The 16,278-nt window shown below is 42.8% G+C and carries 10 protein-coding genes, 2 tRNA genes and 1 pseudogene; 4 read left to right on the top strand and 9 right to left on the bottom strand.

The window, feature by feature from the left end; all coding sequences use genetic code 11:
- Nucleotides 1-28: 28 nt before the first annotated feature.
- The 5 genes from fhuB to B0682_RS05060 form a co-directional block, all read right to left on the bottom strand.
- Nucleotides 29-2,086: a Fe(3+)-hydroxamate ABC transporter permease FhuB gene (gene fhuB / locus B0682_RS05080; protein ID WP_078306946.1), complete on the bottom strand. Its 2,058-nt coding sequence runs from the start codon at nt 2,084-2,086 to the stop codon at nt 29-31.
- The gene (locus tag B0682_RS05075; protein WP_240494853.1) at nt 2,076-3,038 is read right to left on the bottom strand and encodes an ABC transporter substrate-binding protein; all 963 of its coding nucleotides are present in this window, start codon (nt 3,036-3,038) and stop codon (nt 2,076-2,078) included. The genes fhuB and B0682_RS05075 overlap by 11 nt, the downstream gene beginning before the upstream one ends.
- Nucleotides 3,035-3,808: an ABC transporter ATP-binding protein gene (locus B0682_RS05070; RefSeq protein WP_078306944.1), complete on the bottom strand. Its 774-nt coding sequence runs from the start codon at nt 3,806-3,808 to the stop codon at nt 3,035-3,037. The genes B0682_RS05075 and B0682_RS05070 overlap by 4 nt, the downstream gene beginning before the upstream one ends.
- 156 nt (nt 3,809-3,964) lie before the next feature.
- Entirely contained in the window at nt 3,965-5,044 is a 1,080-nt protein-coding gene (locus B0682_RS05065) for an SIP domain-containing protein (RefSeq protein WP_078306942.1), read from the bottom strand.
- A gap of 70 nt (nt 5,045-5,114) precedes the next feature.
- A complete protein-coding gene (locus B0682_RS05060; protein ID WP_240494852.1) occupies nt 5,115-7,139 on the bottom strand; it encodes a TonB-dependent siderophore receptor in 2,025 nt (674 codons plus the stop codon).
- 373 nt (nt 7,140-7,512) lie between these two features.
- On the opposite strand from B0682_RS05060, the gene B0682_RS05055 reads away from it, so the two are divergent.
- Nucleotides 7,513-7,588 (top strand) — tRNA-Lys (locus B0682_RS05055).
- Nucleotides 7,589-7,644: 56 nt separating this feature from the next.
- Nucleotides 7,645-7,720 (top strand) — tRNA-Lys (locus B0682_RS05050).
- 174 nt (nt 7,721-7,894) lie between these two features.
- On the opposite strand, the gene B0682_RS05045 is transcribed toward B0682_RS05050, so the two are convergent.
- Both B0682_RS05045 and B0682_RS05040 read right to left on the bottom strand, forming a co-directional pair.
- Nucleotides 7,895-10,024 (bottom strand): MacB family efflux pump subunit, encoded by a 2,130-nt coding sequence (locus B0682_RS05045; protein WP_078306940.1) that lies wholly within the window; start codon nt 10,022-10,024, stop codon nt 7,895-7,897.
- A 4-nt stretch (nt 10,025-10,028) separates the two neighbouring features.
- The gene (locus B0682_RS05040) at nt 10,029-11,312 is read right to left on the bottom strand and encodes an efflux RND transporter periplasmic adaptor subunit (protein ID WP_078306939.1); all 1,284 of its coding nucleotides are present in this window, start codon (nt 11,310-11,312) and stop codon (nt 10,029-10,031) included.
- Between the two features lie 324 nt (nt 11,313-11,636).
- Here B0682_RS05040 and B0682_RS05035 point away from each other — a divergent pair.
- Nucleotides 11,637-12,764 (top strand): annotated as a pseudogene (locus B0682_RS05035) (RNA-guided endonuclease TnpB family protein).
- A 118-nt stretch (nt 12,765-12,882) separates the two neighbouring features.
- Here the strand turns inward: B0682_RS05035 and B0682_RS05030 are convergent.
- Both B0682_RS05030 and B0682_RS09505 read right to left on the bottom strand, forming a co-directional pair.
- Nucleotides 12,883-14,130, bottom strand: coding sequence for an MltF family protein (locus tag B0682_RS05030; RefSeq protein WP_078306938.1), 1,248 nt, complete (start codon nt 14,128-14,130; stop codon nt 12,883-12,885).
- Between the two features lie 450 nt (nt 14,131-14,580).
- Nucleotides 14,581-14,733, bottom strand: coding sequence for a hypothetical protein (locus tag B0682_RS09505; protein ID WP_158077867.1), 153 nt, complete (start codon nt 14,731-14,733; stop codon nt 14,581-14,583).
- Between the two features lie 71 nt (nt 14,734-14,804).
- Between B0682_RS09505 and B0682_RS05020 the strand changes: the two genes are divergently transcribed.
- Nucleotides 14,805-16,256 (top strand): S1C family serine protease, encoded by a 1,452-nt coding sequence (locus B0682_RS05020; RefSeq protein ID WP_078306936.1) that lies wholly within the window; start codon nt 14,805-14,807, stop codon nt 16,254-16,256.
- Nucleotides 16,257-16,278: the final 22 nt, after the last annotated feature.

The following is a 16,278-nucleotide window of genomic DNA, read 5'->3' as shown; positions in this document are numbered from 1 at the left end:
CCCCTTCAATAGAAGGGGGGGTTTTTACCTATTCCTTGGACATCATTCTCATTAGATATAACAGATATATTCCTCCGATGACTGACGCAATGATACCTGTTGGGATTTCGTATGGAAAAATGACATAGCGTCCAATCCAATCTGCGATAAGCATCAACCCTGCTCCTAGCATTGCTGACAATGCCAGCTGTTGAGATAAGCGTACCGCTCCAAGCGTCATTGCCAAATGCGGTGTCATCAGTCCAATAAAGCTTAAAGGACCGACAACAAGGGTCGAGATGGTACTAAGTAATGCAACAAGAATTAAGGTGATAATTTTGGTGCGTTTAATTGATACGCCTAAATGGCGAGCCATGGTCTCATTTAGGCTCATTATTTGCAGTGGTTTTAGTATGAATAAGCTGATGATGAATAGTACCAATGCCGCTATGACCACCCACCAAGCTGAGTTTGGGTTGGCGTAATAGGTTGTGCCAGATAGCCAATTTAATATTGCTTGTAATCTGGGATCACCTGATATTTTAATCAATGTTAAAACGCTGGTCATCATCGCTGAGATGGCAACCCCAACCAATAACAATAAAGAAGGTGATAATTTTCTGGCTAGCCATATGACCAAAAGAAGCACCAAGCCTGATCCAATCATGCCTGATACCAATAATACAGTAATGTCTGCATTTTTTTGATTTTCTAATCCCAGCATTGCCAGTAATAATGGGTTGAACAAAAATGCCAATATGACGCCTAATGCGCCACCTGAGCTAATTCCCATCACCTCAGGGCTTGCCATGGGGTTGCAAGTGAGTTTTTGTAATAGGACACCAGCACAGGCGAGCATGGTACCTGTTGCCATTGCAGATAATGTGCGTGGTAGACGAAATTGTTCAATTAAATAAACATCTGTTTGAATGGTTAAATGACCCATGGCATTTGGGGCAATATATAATGCAAGTCCGCCCATGATAACCAATATAAGTGCCATTCCAAACCAAAAAAAGCGTGTTTTTTCACTTCTTTTTATGGTTAAAAAGGCGAAAGATTCTTCGTGATGAATTTGCTGTTTGCTTTGATGGATTACCAACCAAATAACCATGCCTGATCCTAAAATACCTGTCAATGCACCAACAGGCAAATTAAGCTGAATCATGGGTTTAAGCCATGTTGTGAGTAGTGTAACCAAGTTGTTACTTAGCCATAAGAAGACCGCACCAAATCCAAATCCTGCCAACAATCGCTGCCAAATATGGCGGATTGCCAATAGATTGACCATGCTGGCTGAGGCAAGTCCAACAAAACTTAAGATGCCAACCCGACTCACCACGCTGGCTGTGATGATGGCGACCAAAATTATTGCCGCCAATCGTACCTGTGCGACAGGCACGCCCAGACTTTTGGCTTGTCGGTCATCTAAGCCCATTAAGGTTAATGGTTTGAGCAATAAAAATAGCACTGGGGGTAAAAATACGCTGATTGCTAATAAAAATTGACCAGTTTGCCAGCTTGATTGAGTTAAGTATCCACTGCCCCAAACTAAAACTCCCATCGTCCAATCAGGATAAAATATGATGAGCAGTTGGGCAATGGAGAAAAATAAGATGTTCACCACTAAGCCACTTAAAATTAATATCACAGAGTTCATATGGCTTTTGGTAGAAATGGCAAAGACCAGCACCATGCCCAGCAGCGACCCAAAAAATGCAACCCAAAAACTTCCATGTAGCCCAAAACTTGGTGCAACGATGGCAACAATTAATAACGATAATTCAGCCCCTGATCCGACTGCCAGCGTGGTATCTGAGGCTAAGTTGTTTTTGACCAGTTGTTGTAGTAACACACTTGCCACGCCAAGCAAACCACCTGATAGCATTGCCACAAATATGGTTGGTATGAGTTGTAATTGTACAACCATCTGATTTAGGCTAAGTGATTGTGATGGTAAAAACAACCATACAAATGGGTCATGCCAAGCTGTTTTTATGACCAAGCTTGTGCTTACCATTGCCAAACATAACAAACAGACAAACCATAAAATAATAGGGGCTTTTGGGGTGATGACTTGTTTTATTGCTGATATTTTATTGGGCATTGGCTATTTTCCCTTGAAAGGTTGCTTCATTAAGCCGTTCACCGAAGGTAACCATGGACGATATGCCACCGTATACCCACAGTGGTTTTATGACCGTCATACAAAGATTGTTTGCATATCCGAGCCTTTGCCATAATAAGGTGTCTCTGAGATCTTGGTAAAGCATGGGGCTAAAAGGTTCAACCACGACCAGACAAGTCTGTTGGTCTAATTTTGCCAAATCTCCCAATGTGATTGATAAAAATCCCCACATGTTCGCTTGTCCCATTTTATCTTCAAGCGTGATTAGACTCAGCCCCATTTCTTGAGTGGCAGGTTTAAATAAGCTGTTGTTGGCATAAATTCGTAAATTATTGGCATCTGCAAAATTCACCACGGCAATTTTTTGAATATCGGGATTTTTTTGTCTAAATATTAATCCCAGTTCATGCAGTTTTTGTTTAGATTCTATTAAAAATGCTTCAGCTTGTTTGGGCTGATTGATGATTTCTCCCAGTTTTTTGGTTGTCTCGGCATAATTTTGCCAAGTTGCAATGTCGCCGTATGAACCAAAAAAGACGCTGGTATGAGGAGTGTCGCCATACAAGGGACGCAAATGAGCGTAAAAATCATTGTCAATAATCATATCAGGCTGTAATTGTGCCAATCGTTCGGGATTTGGATAAGACCTTGCTCCCAAGTCAATGGTTTGGCTTGGTAGTTCAGGCTTGCCAACCCAATCAGGATAAATTTTAACATCACCTACAGCCATGGGTGGATAACCCATGGCGGTTAATGTGGAAGCAATCGCCCAATCAGGGGTGATGATCTTAAGAGGCTGGTTTTGTGTGGTGGTTGAAGAAGTATTTTGCTGATTGTGTTGAGTGGCTTGATGGGTATTTTGATGATGGTTTTGTGGTTGGCAGCCAGATAGCAGTAAACTGATGGCGAACAGTAAGCTTTTTTGCATCATATGACCGCCACCTTTTTGCCATTCATGGGGTGGCTTAGTAAATGTAAATGAATGCCAAAGATACGCTCAAGCACCTTTGGTTGCATTGTGCTGGCAATATTACCAATATGGCACAGTTTGCCATTTTTTAGAGCAATGACTTCATCACAAAATTGTGAAGCAAGATTAATATCATGAATAATAATCATAACTGCCTTGTTTTTTTGTTTTGCCAAGTGTTGGATTAGGCGAAGTATTTCAACTTGATATACAATATCAAGTGCAGCAAGTGGTTCATCAAGCAAAAGATAAGGCGTATCTTGGGCAATACACATGGCAAGCCATGCTCTGGCTCTTTCGCCACCTGACAGCGTTGTCATCGACTGCTTGGCAAATTGTTCAATTTGAGTGTGTTGCATTGCTTGGCATAAGATGGCGTGGTCTTGTGAAGTGGGTTTTTGTAACCATTTTTGGTGGGGATACCGACCAAGCATCACAAGCTCAGAAACGGTAAAATGACTGGCATCAGGCAACTTTTGTGGCAGATAGGACAGATATTGAGCAAGCGTTTTGGGCGGCAAATCAAAAATTGATTGATTTGTCAATTCATCTAATGCCACATGCCCACTGGTTGGTGTTATTTCACCTGCTAAGGTTTTGATAAGTGTTGATTTGCCCGACCCATTATGCCCAATTAAAGCATATATTTTCCCCTTTTCTAGGGTGATATTAATATCATGCAGTAAGGTTTTTTCTTGGCGAATAACCGTAAGTGATTGAGTAAAGAGCATAAATTAACCAAAAAAGATAACTTAATCAAAAAAGATAACAAATGGTAAAAAATCATGGTAAAAAATAAGGCAAGTTGTTAAGCCAATCAGACAAAACAAAGTAACATGGGGCAAAATGAACCAAGCAGGCTTGGTAAAATGGTGTGTTTATCAGTCTTATTCATCTCGCCAATATACTTTTAGCACAATGTCGCAATTTGAGCCCAAAAAGTTGCGAAGCATTGATCGAAGATGTTTGGTTGTGGTTGCCTCAAGTCCGCCCCAAATAGAATCAATTTTGATTGGCGTGTGCTGTAAAAAATCGATTAATTGGGCAAAAATTTGTTCGTGTGGTGCGTCATTTATCTTTGCAATCACGGGTAAAACTGTGATGCAAGATGATGGTAATGCTTCATCTAAATAAGCCAGCTCCTGAGCATTTTGTAAAAAAAGCAGCACAATGGGCATTTGGGGGTTTTGCCAAAGTTCTATCAACCTTGCTACCGTAGGTAGAGAAGTTTCATCAGCAATCAATAAACTCTGACCATGTAGATGCTCAATTTTTTCAGGGAATTCTCTTTCGCTGGTAATGATGTCATTGATTTGAACTGACTTTACCCATGTTTCACCAAGACTAAACTCACCATTTTTTTTGCCATGACAATATATGTCAATCCATGCCAAATGTTGTTCCTCTCCTTGGGGGGATATGGCTTGCCAAGCTTTTCGAAGTGTATAGTAGCGATAAGGTCGATTGGAATTTTGCTTGGTGGCAGATGAGCTAAGATTGAGTAAAAATGCGTAACCAGCAGGCAGTTGGGATAGATTTGTTTTTGACTGTAAGGTCAGGCGATACATATTTTGGCTAACTGCTGATACCGCCTGTAAAACAAAGTGGCGTTGTCTAATTTCGATGGTTTTTTTACCTTGTTTGCGATCACTGCGTTGCAGCAGGGCGATGTATTGCTCATTGAGTTGCTCGGCGGATTGAATGGCGGTATCAAATTGCAAAAACCAAATTTGTTGTTCTTGTTGATTGGGTTGATACCAGTCTTGCCCAAACTGTAAATCCAAGACAAAACCTTCTTGATAAATTTGTTTTAGCATCACAGATTGTAGGTTTTTGCATTGATTTTGGGTCAGCTCAAGCAGACCGATTGCCATACTTTTGATGTCATCAAGGTGATCTTCATTGATGTGTTTAACGATATCAGCCAGTTTAGCATCGTTTAACGGCGTTAAAGTGTGTTTTTGCATGATGTTTTTGGTATTTGTTGTTGGGGTCGCTATGTTTTATCAGCAATCTTTTATCAGCAATCTAAAAATACTAAAAGTTTGCCGTCAGGCTGACACTGGCTTGGCGTTCTGCACCCATCCAACAGTTCATCTTATCATAGCAAGAGCCAACATAAGTTTTATTAAACAAATTACTGACACTTAAGCCTGCACTGAGTGTGGGGCTGATTTGATGACTGCCTGCCAAATCTACCAAAGTAACGCTTGGCAAGGTATCGGAATTTTGTCTATCAACTTGCATGCCTGCTTGATGGCGAATGCCAACATTGAGCAAAGTTTTATCATTGGGTGTGATGGTTGTCCAAAGGCTTGCGGTATGCTTGGCGACTTGTTGAGGGCGGTTGCCAACCAATTGTGGATTAAATTCATCTTTGCTGATTTTGGCATCCACATAGCCATAGCTGAAACCCGCATGAAGCCAGTCGTTAAAATGATGGTCGGCTGACATCTCAAACCCTTTTGAGGTGGTTTCGCCTGTTTGTGTCTGTTTTGTCCAATCAACCGTTGCCACTTTTTCATTTTTCTTAGTGATGTCAAAGGCTACCAAACTTGCTTTGGTTTTATTGTCAGTTGAGGTGTATTTTACCCCAACTTCAAACTGATTGGCCGTGGTGGGTTCAAACGGTTTGTTTGTCACAAAATTATTGCCAACCAAAGGTTGAAATGATTGAGAATAACTTGCATAAGGTGAAAGACCGTGATTGAAATGATAAATCCCTGCCAAGCGACCAGAAGTTTTATTGGCTTGATTGATGGTGGTTTTATGGGTGTTATTTGCCGTTTGGGTATTGGTTACACTTTCATAGTTATCACGGCGTAGCCCTGCAACAACGGTCAGGTTGTTCCATTGCATCTCATCTTGTAGATATACGCCAAGCTGCTTTTGCTTAATGTCATCTTTTTGTTGATAGCCTGTCAAGTTTAAATTGGTTTTGCTAAATAATCCATGGTCTGGTTGAGCAAGGTCAATGGTTGGAACGCCTTGATACATGGCGTCGGCATATTTGGCGGTACTGTTTGTTTTTTGATAATCCACACCGAGCAATAGGTTGTGTGATGAATCCTTGATAAATAAATCATAGGCCAATTGGTTGTCTGTTGACCAGTTTGTCATATTTTCATCTGTGGTATAGGCTGTACGGTTGAGCTTGGAGTCTGAGCCTTGTACAAATCCTTGATGATAAGTATTTTTTTGTTGAGCTTTGGCGTTGGTGTGGCGTAAGATGTGCTTGAACTTTAAAGAGTCGTTAATTTGCCAGTTAATGGTTTGGCTTGGCATGAAGACTTTTTTACTAAAGTGATTCCAGTGGTCGCCTGCATACGCATTTGCACCAAGCTTGCCATAGCTTGCGTTGTATAGCGTTCCTAAACTTGGCAATGGTGTGGAGGGTAACATATTTGGGTCATTTTGATAATAAACACTGGCAAGTACCGAGATGTCATCATTGGGTCTCCAAATCAGCGAAGGATTGATTAATGTCCGTTTTTCTTTGGTGTCTTGCATTTGTCCATCTTTTTTACGAACCAATGCAACCATGCGATAATTGATGTCATCGCTGAGCTTTGATGTGCTGTCAATGCCAACTTCTTTTAGGTTATGTGTGCCTGTACGCAGTCTTATTTCATGCTGAGGCGAGCTTTTGGGGGTCTTGGCAACTTGATTGACCATACCACCTGGTTCGTTAAAGCCGTATAATGAAGACGCAGGACCTTTTAATATCTCAATGGCTTCGGTGGCATAAGCATCTACTTGTGGCATCAAGTTCCATGTGCCGTCATAAGGCAATCTCATACCATCATAAAAATTTGAATAATTTTTAAATCCTCGGATGTTGTATTCATCAAAAATACTGACCGTCCCCCGATTTTCTGTATCAACACCTGCTTCATAGCGTAATGCACTGCTCACACTGTCGGCTTGGCGTTGTTTAAGCGTATTTTGTTCAATGCGATGATAGCTCATCGGAGCTTGGCTGGGTGGTAGGGTGGTTTTGGTGGCGGTGGTTCGATATGTTTCACCATAAACTGTTATGGCATCAAGTCTGACCGTGGGCAATGGCTCAGAAGAAATGAGGGGGGGGGGGTAGACGCCATTGCTGATATTGAGCTTGAGACCAAGCCTATGGTGATGATATGGCGTATCGTGATGGGCAATAAAGACAAACGCATGGCAACCGACCTTTAAAACTGATATTTAAAAAAAAGAGATGTGTCATGGGTGTTATCATATCAATGATAATTATCATTATCAATAAATTTTTATGTCTTTGTGGTGGGCTGATTCAATGATGAACGAAGTTAAATGAAGTTAAATGAAGTTAAATGATGATGAAGATAAAGCTAAATAAAGCTAAATAATGAATAAATCGTTAAATTTATGCTTGCAAAATAAATATTTATGCGTATAATATGCTCTCACGTTAAGGCAAGGGTCGTTAGCTCAGTTGGTAGAGCAGTTGACTTTTAATCAATTGGTCGCAGGTTCAAATCCTGCACGACCCACCATTCGCCAAAATTATTTTTTACTCAGTCTTATGATTGGGTTTTTTATTTGGCATTTTGGGTCGTTAGCTCAGTTGGTAGAGCAGTTGACTTTTAATCAATTGGTCGCAGGTTCAAATCCTGCACGACCCACCATTTATTATTTTATCTGCTTTTATTATCGTTGATATTGATTGATTCTAACCCAACATGGTTATGTTGGGTTTTTTTGTTGGTTTTCTTATTTTTGGCATGTGTTGTTTGGTTTGTTTAGAAAGTTGGTCTTTGTGCCATTGTCTCTTTGTGCCACTGTTTAAATGGGGATACGCCTTAGTCTCTTGATAGTGCTTCGACAGGGTTAAGCTTAGCGGCGTTACGAGCAGGTAAAAAGCCAAACAGCATGCCTATTGCTGTTGAGCAGACGATGGCGGTAACGATGGAAGTGGTGGAGTAGATGACTTTGATGTTGTCTGACCCTAAATTATTGATGATGAATCCTATCAAAAATGCCAAACCAATGCCCAATAAGCCGCCAAGCAGACATACCAGCACCGCTTCTATTAAGAACTGTTGCATGATGTCACTTTGGCGAGCGCCCACTGCCATTCGGACACCGATTTCGTTGGTGCGTTCGGTGACAGACACCAGCATGATGTTCATCACCCCAATGCCACCCACGATTAAGGAGATGATGGCGATGGATGAGATGAGTAAGGTCATGGTGGTTGTGGTGGATTCAACAGTTTCTTTTAGTGAGTCAATGTTGTGTAAGCGAAAATCATCTGTGCCATGACGACTTTTCATTAAGTCAGAAATGGCATTTTCAGCGGTTTTGGTGGATACGTCATCATTGATACGCACAACAAAGCTATCGATGTTGTTTTTGCCCAAAATACGGTACATGACGGTGGTATAGGGCATGTAGATTTGTGGAATGTCTGTCATGCGTGAGAAGTTGTTGTCATTTTTGGCAAGCACGCCAATGACCCTTGCTGGTACTTGTCCAACTTGAATGATTTTGCCCAAAACTGCGTCATCATTTGTGCCTTCACCAAAAAAAGTGGTTTTGGCAGTTTGGTCGATGACGATGTCTTGTGCCAAACTATCCATACTGTGTTGGCTAAATGATTGACCTGCCGCTAAGTTTTCACCTGTAACGGAAAGGTAGTCTTTACCCACGCCATTGATACTGGCGGTTTCTCGTGTTTGTTTGTGGCGACTAGATAGGTTGGTGTCAACTTGTGGGCTGACGCTCTGTACATAAGGTTGGGCAGCGACTGCTTGAGCGTCGTCGGCGGTGAGATTGTTATTGTGGTAGGCACGTCTGGGGTCGCCCCATTCATAGCCGTCTATGACGGTAATGGTATTTGTGCCTAAGGCGTTGATTTGGGATAAAATGCTCTGCTGAGAGCCTTGCCCAAGCCCAACGATTGAGACCACTGAGGCAATGCCGATGATGATGCCAAGCATGGTGAGTAGGGTGCGCATTTTGTGGGCTGTCATCGCCAACAAAGACATTTTAAAGGCTTCTTTGAAGCGATCTAGGGCAGGCAGTCGTGATGGTGTTAGTGGTTTTGATGTGGGTGGCGGTGATGTGGTCGGTTGTGATGTGGACTGTGTGTCGACATCGGTCAAATGAGCTGGGTTTGTTAAGCCAAATGAGTTTTGAGTTTGAGTTCTTTGAGCATGATGAATACCATCAGCATTATCCTGTGTTATGGGAGTGTTGCGATGGTCAGCAATGATATGACCATCTTTGATTTCTATGACTCGTTGAGCTTGAGCAGCCAGTTTTGGGTCATGAGTAACCATGATGATGGTATGCCCTGCTTCTTTCAGTTGGTGCAAAATTGCCATGACATCATGCCCAGATTCACTGTCTAATGCCCCTGTGGGCTCATCAGCAAAAATAATGTCGCCACCATTCATTAAGGCACGTGCAATGGACACTCGTTGTTGTTGTCCCCCTGATAGCTGGTTTGGGCGGTTATGGATTTTGTCTGCCAGTCCCAGTTGTGTCAGTAAGTGACTGGCATGTTGCTTTCGGGTTTGGGTTGCCATGCCAGCATACACAGCAGGAATGGCAACATTATCAATGGCAGGCAAATCACCCAATAAATGATACCGCTGAAAGATAAAGCCAAAATGCTCTCGTCTTAATTTGGCAAGTTCATCAGCAGACAGCTTGGCAACTGATTTATCATAGATGTGATAAGTGCCTGCGGTGGCTTGGTCAAGACAACCCAAAATGTTCATTAGGGTTGATTTGCCTGAGCCAGATTGACCGATGATGGCGACCATTTCACCAGCATAAAATGTCAGGTTGATGCCATGTAAAATGCGAATGGTCTGTTCACCTGCATTAAATTCTTTGATGAGATTCTCAATCTTAATCACGGCATGTTTGTTGTTTTTGTGATTATGGTGGTTTAAATGGTGGTTTGAGTGTTTATCAACCATGACATCACATCCGTATTTGTGCTGTGCTTGCGTCAATGGAATTTATAGTGCTGTCTTCACTTAAGATGACGGTATCACCTTGGTTAATTCCCCGCAAAATTTGAGCTTGTACCCGATTGTTAATACCAACGCTCACCACTTTTTCTAAGACATTGCCATCGGCATCTAACACTTTGACCAGTGTTTTGTTGGGTTGTTCTATTAAAGCGGCTGATGGTATTAGGACGGCATTTTTGGCTTGGTTAACAATGATGTTAAGCTGGGCTGTCATGTCAATGCGAAATTTATGTTCTGGATTTGGCACTTCTAAATAGCCAGTATAATATACTGCTGAGTTGGTGGCACTGGTATTGCTGATGGATTCAGGGGCAGGTTCGATGCCTTTTAAAGTGGCATCATAGCGTTTGTCAGGTGCCCCAATTAGGTTGAAATACACAGGCATGCCAGCAGAGACATTGACCACGTCTGCTTCAGATATTTGGGCATTGATGCGTATTTGTGATAAATCTGCCAACTTAACGATGGTGGGGGCAGATTGCATGGCATTGACGGTACTGCCTTGCTCGGTAACCACAGACACAACCGTGCCTGAGATGGGTGCTCGAATGGTGGTCTTGCCAAGATTTTCTTGGGCTTGGCTTAGGTTGCTGTTGGCTTTGTTGACGCTCTCTTTTTGGTTGGCAATGTTGGCTTGTGCTTGAGCGATGGCAGCTTGCATTTGGCTGATATTGGCTTTGGCTTTTGCCACGGCTGCATCGGCGGTGTCTGCTTGGGCGACAGCATTGTCATATTCCTGTTGGGAGATGGCATCAATGCCAATCAGGGGTTTGAGCCGTTGAAGATTGGTACGGGCTTGCTTTGCTAATGCTTGTTGGGATTGTAGGTCAGCTTTGGCACTTTCTAGGGCAGCATGGCGACTATTTAGCTCAGCTAAGGCACTGGATTGCTCGAAGCGACTTTGTGAAAGTGATGAAGTGGCATTTTGCAAGTTGGTGCGTTGATTGACTTGGTCGATTTGGGCAATTAAATCACCTTTTTCGACCACATCACCCACTTTTACATACAAAGTTTGAATCTCTCCACTGACTTGAGCGCCAACGTTAACGGTATTTATCGCCTTGACTTTACCTGTTGCGATGACGGTTTGTTCAATATCACCAATTTCAGCGATGGCGGTGATGTGGTTAGGGGCTTGTGGCGTTGGTTTTAAAAAGTAATAAGCCAAAGCGGTGATGATTATCAAGGTCAGGGCAATGATGCCCCATTTTTTCAGTTGGCGAGTGTTCAACGGCCACTCCTTAATCTAATCAGTTTAATCTAATCAATGGCATGATAAAGTAAAAGACCATGTGTTCAGTGTTCACATCAATCATATGTTTATATAAAATGCACTAGTTTAGCGTATTTTTTTGGTTAAAGATAATTAAGAAATGTAAGCTTTTAAACCATGTGTCTTTTAACCTATCCTGTGCTTACATCTCCACCCATAATCTCTGATTTAGGTGGAGATGTAAGCACAGGCGACCTAAGCAGGGCGTTGTTGTTTTTCGATATATTGTCTGATGGCATTAATAATGCTAAATTATAACTACATTCACTCAACTAACAAGCCATGCTCAAAGCCTACCAATACAGAATTTACCCAAACAGTGAACAAGCCATAGCGTTTGAACAACACTTTGGTTGTGTTCGTTTTGTTTATAATTGGGCATTGGCATTACAAAATAGATATTACAAAATCTTTGGCAAGTCGTTATCACGCAGTAAAATTCAAAGCCAGTTGGTTAAGAAAAAGAAAACAGGCAAGTTTGCATGGCTAAATGAAGTCAATAGCCAATCGTTACTTAATGCCCTGCTCAATGTACATATCGCATTTACTAATTTTTTTAAAAGTCGTGCCAAGTTTCCACGCTTTGAATCTAAAAAAATCCCACAGCGAAGTTATCAATGCCCCCAACATTACACCATAAACTTTGAACAAGGCATCATCAACCTACCCAAAATCAAAGGCATCAAAACCGTATTTAGCCGTGAATTTGTTGGCAATATCAAAACGGTTATGATTAGCAAAACCGCTACGGGAAAATACTATGCAAGCGTGTTGGTAGAAAACAATGAAGTTGTACCAACACCTACCACAATAGAGCCTAGCCTAACTGTTGGTATTGACTTAGGCATCAGCCATTTACTAAATCTATCAGACGGTAGCAAGTTTGATAACCCAAAACATTTAGCCAACGCCAGTAAACTATTGGCAGTACAGTAAAAAATCTTTGCTCGCAAACAAAAACAAAGTAAAAACCATCAAAAACAAAAATTAGCCGTTGCTCGTATTTATGAAACAATACGCAACCAGCGCTTAGACTTACACCATAAAATCACCCATAAACTGATTTGCGAAAACCAAGCTACCAGTTATGCACTTGAAGATTTAGGTGTAAAAAATATGGTAAAGAACCATAAACTTGCCAAAGCGATTCATGATGTCGGTTGGGGGCAGTTTGTTACCCTGCTTACCTACAAGGCAAATTGGTATGGTAAGAATATCCTAAAGGTAAATCGGTTCTTTGCCAGTAGTAAAATTTGTTCGCATTGCCATCACAAATTAGACAGTCTGCCGTTATCGGTGCGTCATTGGACGTGTCCTAGCTGTCAAACACAGCATGACCGTGATGCCAATGCAGCAAGCAATATACGCCATCAAGCGTTAGCTGATGCACTAGGACTTAGTGTTGTATAAAGAGTTCCCTCATGCCGATACTATTCAGCGATGGTGGCATGACGAAAGATGGCAACCAAAGTTGCTATGGGTCGCAAAGATTCTCACGCCTACCGCTGGGTTTGGTGGTGGGAGTGTGTCAAGCCATACGCTCCACACGCTTAAGCGACATATTCTGTAGTTTTATCTCTTCAAGATAACTGCGAATGTTTGACACATAGTGCATACATTGCACATAGCGTCCATTGGTTTGGGCATTGTCTGCCAAATAGGCATAAACATTGCTCCAGCTGTTGGCATCTTTACCCCCTTGGCTCAGCTTAGCTTGAATGTCTTTAATGGCATAAGGACCCATATTATAAGCCGCCAACGCAAACCATATGCGATCAGGGGCAGGCACATCAGCAAACTCAGTCTTGAGCAGCTCCAGATACTTAGCACCGCCACGGATACTCTGGACAGGGTCGACCCGATTGGACACGCCCATCTGTTTGGCGGTACTGTTGGTAAGCATCATGATGCCTTCCACGCCAGTGGGTGATATGGCATTGGCGTTGAGGTGTGATTCTTGATAGCCCATGGCAACCAAAAGCTCCCAATCATGGTTGTATTCATCGGCATGGGTCTGAAAAGATGATTTATAATTTGGCAACTTTTCTGTCAATACCTTGGCAAAATGTTGCTGATTGTAGTCATCTTTGAGCAGATTTTGGTTATAAAAATGAGCAATCTTGGCGGTATTTAGCACCTGCACATCATCGCAAATATAATGGCTGGCATGCAAAGCCAAAGCATCAGAACCCTCTTTAAACGTCCAGCTGATTTTGGGGTTAAGCCCATAACGGGTCAAAGTGGCATCACGCCCACAGCTTAAATTCAGCTCAGACAACCCCATGTCATTAATCGTTCGACTGCTTGCCACGGTCAATGCCATGTCCACATCGCCAAAGCGCACCGCATCTAAGGCATCTTGCTCATCATCATAAGACAGCAAATTGAGCGTAACGCCCAAATCATTGGCATAACCACGAGTCAAATCATAACCAAAACCATGCTCAAAGCCATCAATGGAAAAAAACGTACTGTCACCATGCACAGCCGCCACGGTCAATTCTTGGCGCATCATGACTTTGGTATGGGCATTGTGGGCATGGGCAGTTTTGGCATCGCCACCCAAAGCGGTGTTAAAAGTGGCGTTATTTGCCATGCCATGCTCAAATGTGGTTAAGCTTTTGGCAGGCAATGACAACATCGCAATGGCAACCATCTGTAACGCTTTTTTGGTCTTGATAAAACCAGACGTTGCCAATGACGGTGAGGGTGGGGGTGGGGGTGGGGGTGTGAGATGTGCAAAATAACGGGTAAAACGTGTGATGGGTTTAGTCATTAATTTACCATACAAATGTTGATAATCATATTGACAACCATGTTAATAACACTTGATAACGATGTCGATAATCTTGATGACCATGTTAATAATGGTTAATAACACTGATAACGATGTCGACAATATTAACAATGACGGTTAACAACAGTTAACAATAACGTTGCCAATAACAATGAACAAACAGCTTAAAAAAATCAGCCATAGTCATAAAAAACCGTGAATATTGGCGAATATTGGCAATCATTATGGATAAAAAAGTGTAAATATCAAGTTTGTAAAGGGTTAAACGGTATTTTTTTGACGATTTTGTTACAAAATATGAGCGAATTTGCCCATTATTTGCACAACTGACAAAATAATGAACAAACTGACTGTCCAGTCTTTTTCACAATCAGCTTTTAGCAAAATTGTCAATCTCTGTTTGTTAACATGTGCTTATTAACATGGTCATCAACTGCGTTCATCAACTGAGTTTTTTACCAACTTAATACAAAATGATGGTAAAAATTTGCTCACCAGATGAGCCAAACCGAGTAACATATAAAACATATAAAGCGAGCAACACAACGCATCACGCATCATGTTGATATGGTCATTGTTCATATCACTGATGTCACAACCTTTTAGCATCATAACCTTTTAGATGGCAACGACTTAAGTTAGATGGCAACGACATGGCAAGCAACCACCACCCACAAACCCCCAACCACAGTCAAACGCCCCAACCGCCCAACCGATCCAAGGCGTTGATTTGGTTGCCATGGGTCTTGTTGGTTGCGGTGCTGATGGCGTTCTTGTGGTACTTCATTACCACCCAAGCACACCCTTGGCAATCGCCAACTGATTGGCAACCGCCAAGAGAGCCATTGAACAATCACCCTGTTGCCATTCCCAACAACGCCAATAACACATCAGAGCAAGCGTATCCAAACCTAACCGATAAGGTGGTGTCTTATCATGATGCGGTGGCAAAAGCTGCTCAATCCGTGGTCAATATCTACACCACTCAGCATGTCAGCCAAAACCCATATATGGCCGATCCAATTTTACGCCATTTTTTTGAGTTTTATGGGGGGTCGCCCAACCAAGAACACAACTCAACCAACCTTGGTTCTGGGGTGATTGTCTCAGAAGATGGGTACATCGTGACCAATGCTCATGTGATTGAAAAGGCAGATGAGATCATTGTTGCGCTCAATGATGGGCGTAAAGGGCGTGCCACGGTGGTTGGCACAGACCCTGAAAGCGACTTGGCGGTGATACGCCTTGACATGACCGATTTAAAACCGCTGGCATTTCGAGAAATGCCCATACAAATCGGTGATGTGGCGTTGGCGATAGGCAACCCCTTTGGGGTAGGGCAGACAGTCACTCAAGGCATCATCTCTGCCACAGGGCGGACAGGCTTGGGCGTGAACACCTTTGAAGACTTTATCCAAACCGATGCCGCCATCAACCCCGGTAACTCAGGGGGGGCATTGGTGGACGCTTATGGGCAACTGATTGGCATCAACACCATGATATTTTCTCGCTCTGGTGGCTCGATGGGCATTGGCTTTGCCATTCCCATTGCCTTGGTTGAGCAGGTGATGAACGCCCTTATCCAAAGCGGTAAAGTCAGCCGTGGCTGGCTTGGCATCGAGGTACAATCCCACATCAAAGACCCCACCCAATTAGACACCACCACAGGCGTACAGGTGATGAACGTGGTGCCAGGTGGGCCTGCTGCCCAAGCAGGATTAAGGGCAGGGGACATCATTTTAACCATTGATGACATTGAGATGACCGATGCCAACCGCCTTATCCAATACGTGGCGCGCAAATTGCCCAACACCGTGCTTGATGTGCAGGTGTTGCGTCAAGGTCAAACCATACGCTTGCCCACGACCTTAGCAGAAAGACCCAATCAGCAAGAGTTATTATCCAACAGCTTTACCCTGCCCAACCAACTGCCCCCCCAGACCCTGCCACAAGAGCCAACCGACACGGACACTCTGGCAGACAATTCAGATCAAGGCTTTAGCCAGGGTTTTAGTCAAGGCATGGGCAACCAGCTGTCAGAAGCAGAAAGAGAGCAAATGCGCCAAAGGTTATTGGAGCTGTTTAGCACCCAACGGCCACATTGATCCAGCTTTTTTACCCAAAAGC

The organism is Lwoffella lincolnii, from assembly GCF_002014765.1.
Classification (GTDB): Bacteria; Pseudomonadota; Gammaproteobacteria; order Pseudomonadales; family Moraxellaceae; genus Psychrobacter; species Psychrobacter lincolnii.
This window is presented reverse-complemented; position numbering and strand designations above follow the sequence as displayed.

Bases quoted from the DNA above. Each gene is read 5' to 3' on its own strand.
- fhuB (WP_078306946.1), bottom strand. From the start codon at position 2,086: ATGCCCAATAAAATATCAGCAATAAAACAAGTCATCACCCCAAAAGCC.
- B0682_RS05075 (WP_240494853.1), bottom strand. From the start codon at position 3,038: ATGATGCAAAAAAGCTTACTGTTCGCCATCAGTTTACTGCTATCTGGC.
- B0682_RS05070 (WP_078306944.1), bottom strand. From the start codon at position 3,808: ATGCTCTTTACTCAATCACTTACGGTTATTCGCCAAGAAAAAACCTTA.
- B0682_RS05065 (WP_078306942.1), bottom strand. From the start codon at position 5,044: ATGCAAAAACACACTTTAACGCCGTTAAACGATGCTAAACTGGCTGAT.
- B0682_RS05045 (WP_078306940.1), bottom strand. From the start codon at position 10,024: ATGGTTGATAAACACTCAAACCACCATTTAAACCACCATAATCACAAA.
- B0682_RS05030 (WP_078306938.1), bottom strand. From the start codon at position 14,130: ATGACTAAACCCATCACACGTTTTACCCGTTATTTTGCACATCTCACA.
- B0682_RS09505 (WP_158077867.1), bottom strand. From the start codon at position 14,733: ATGAACAATGACCATATCAACATGATGCGTGATGCGTTGTGTTGCTCG.
- B0682_RS05020 (WP_078306936.1), top strand. From the start codon at position 14,805: ATGGCAAGCAACCACCACCCACAAACCCCCAACCACAGTCAAACGCCC.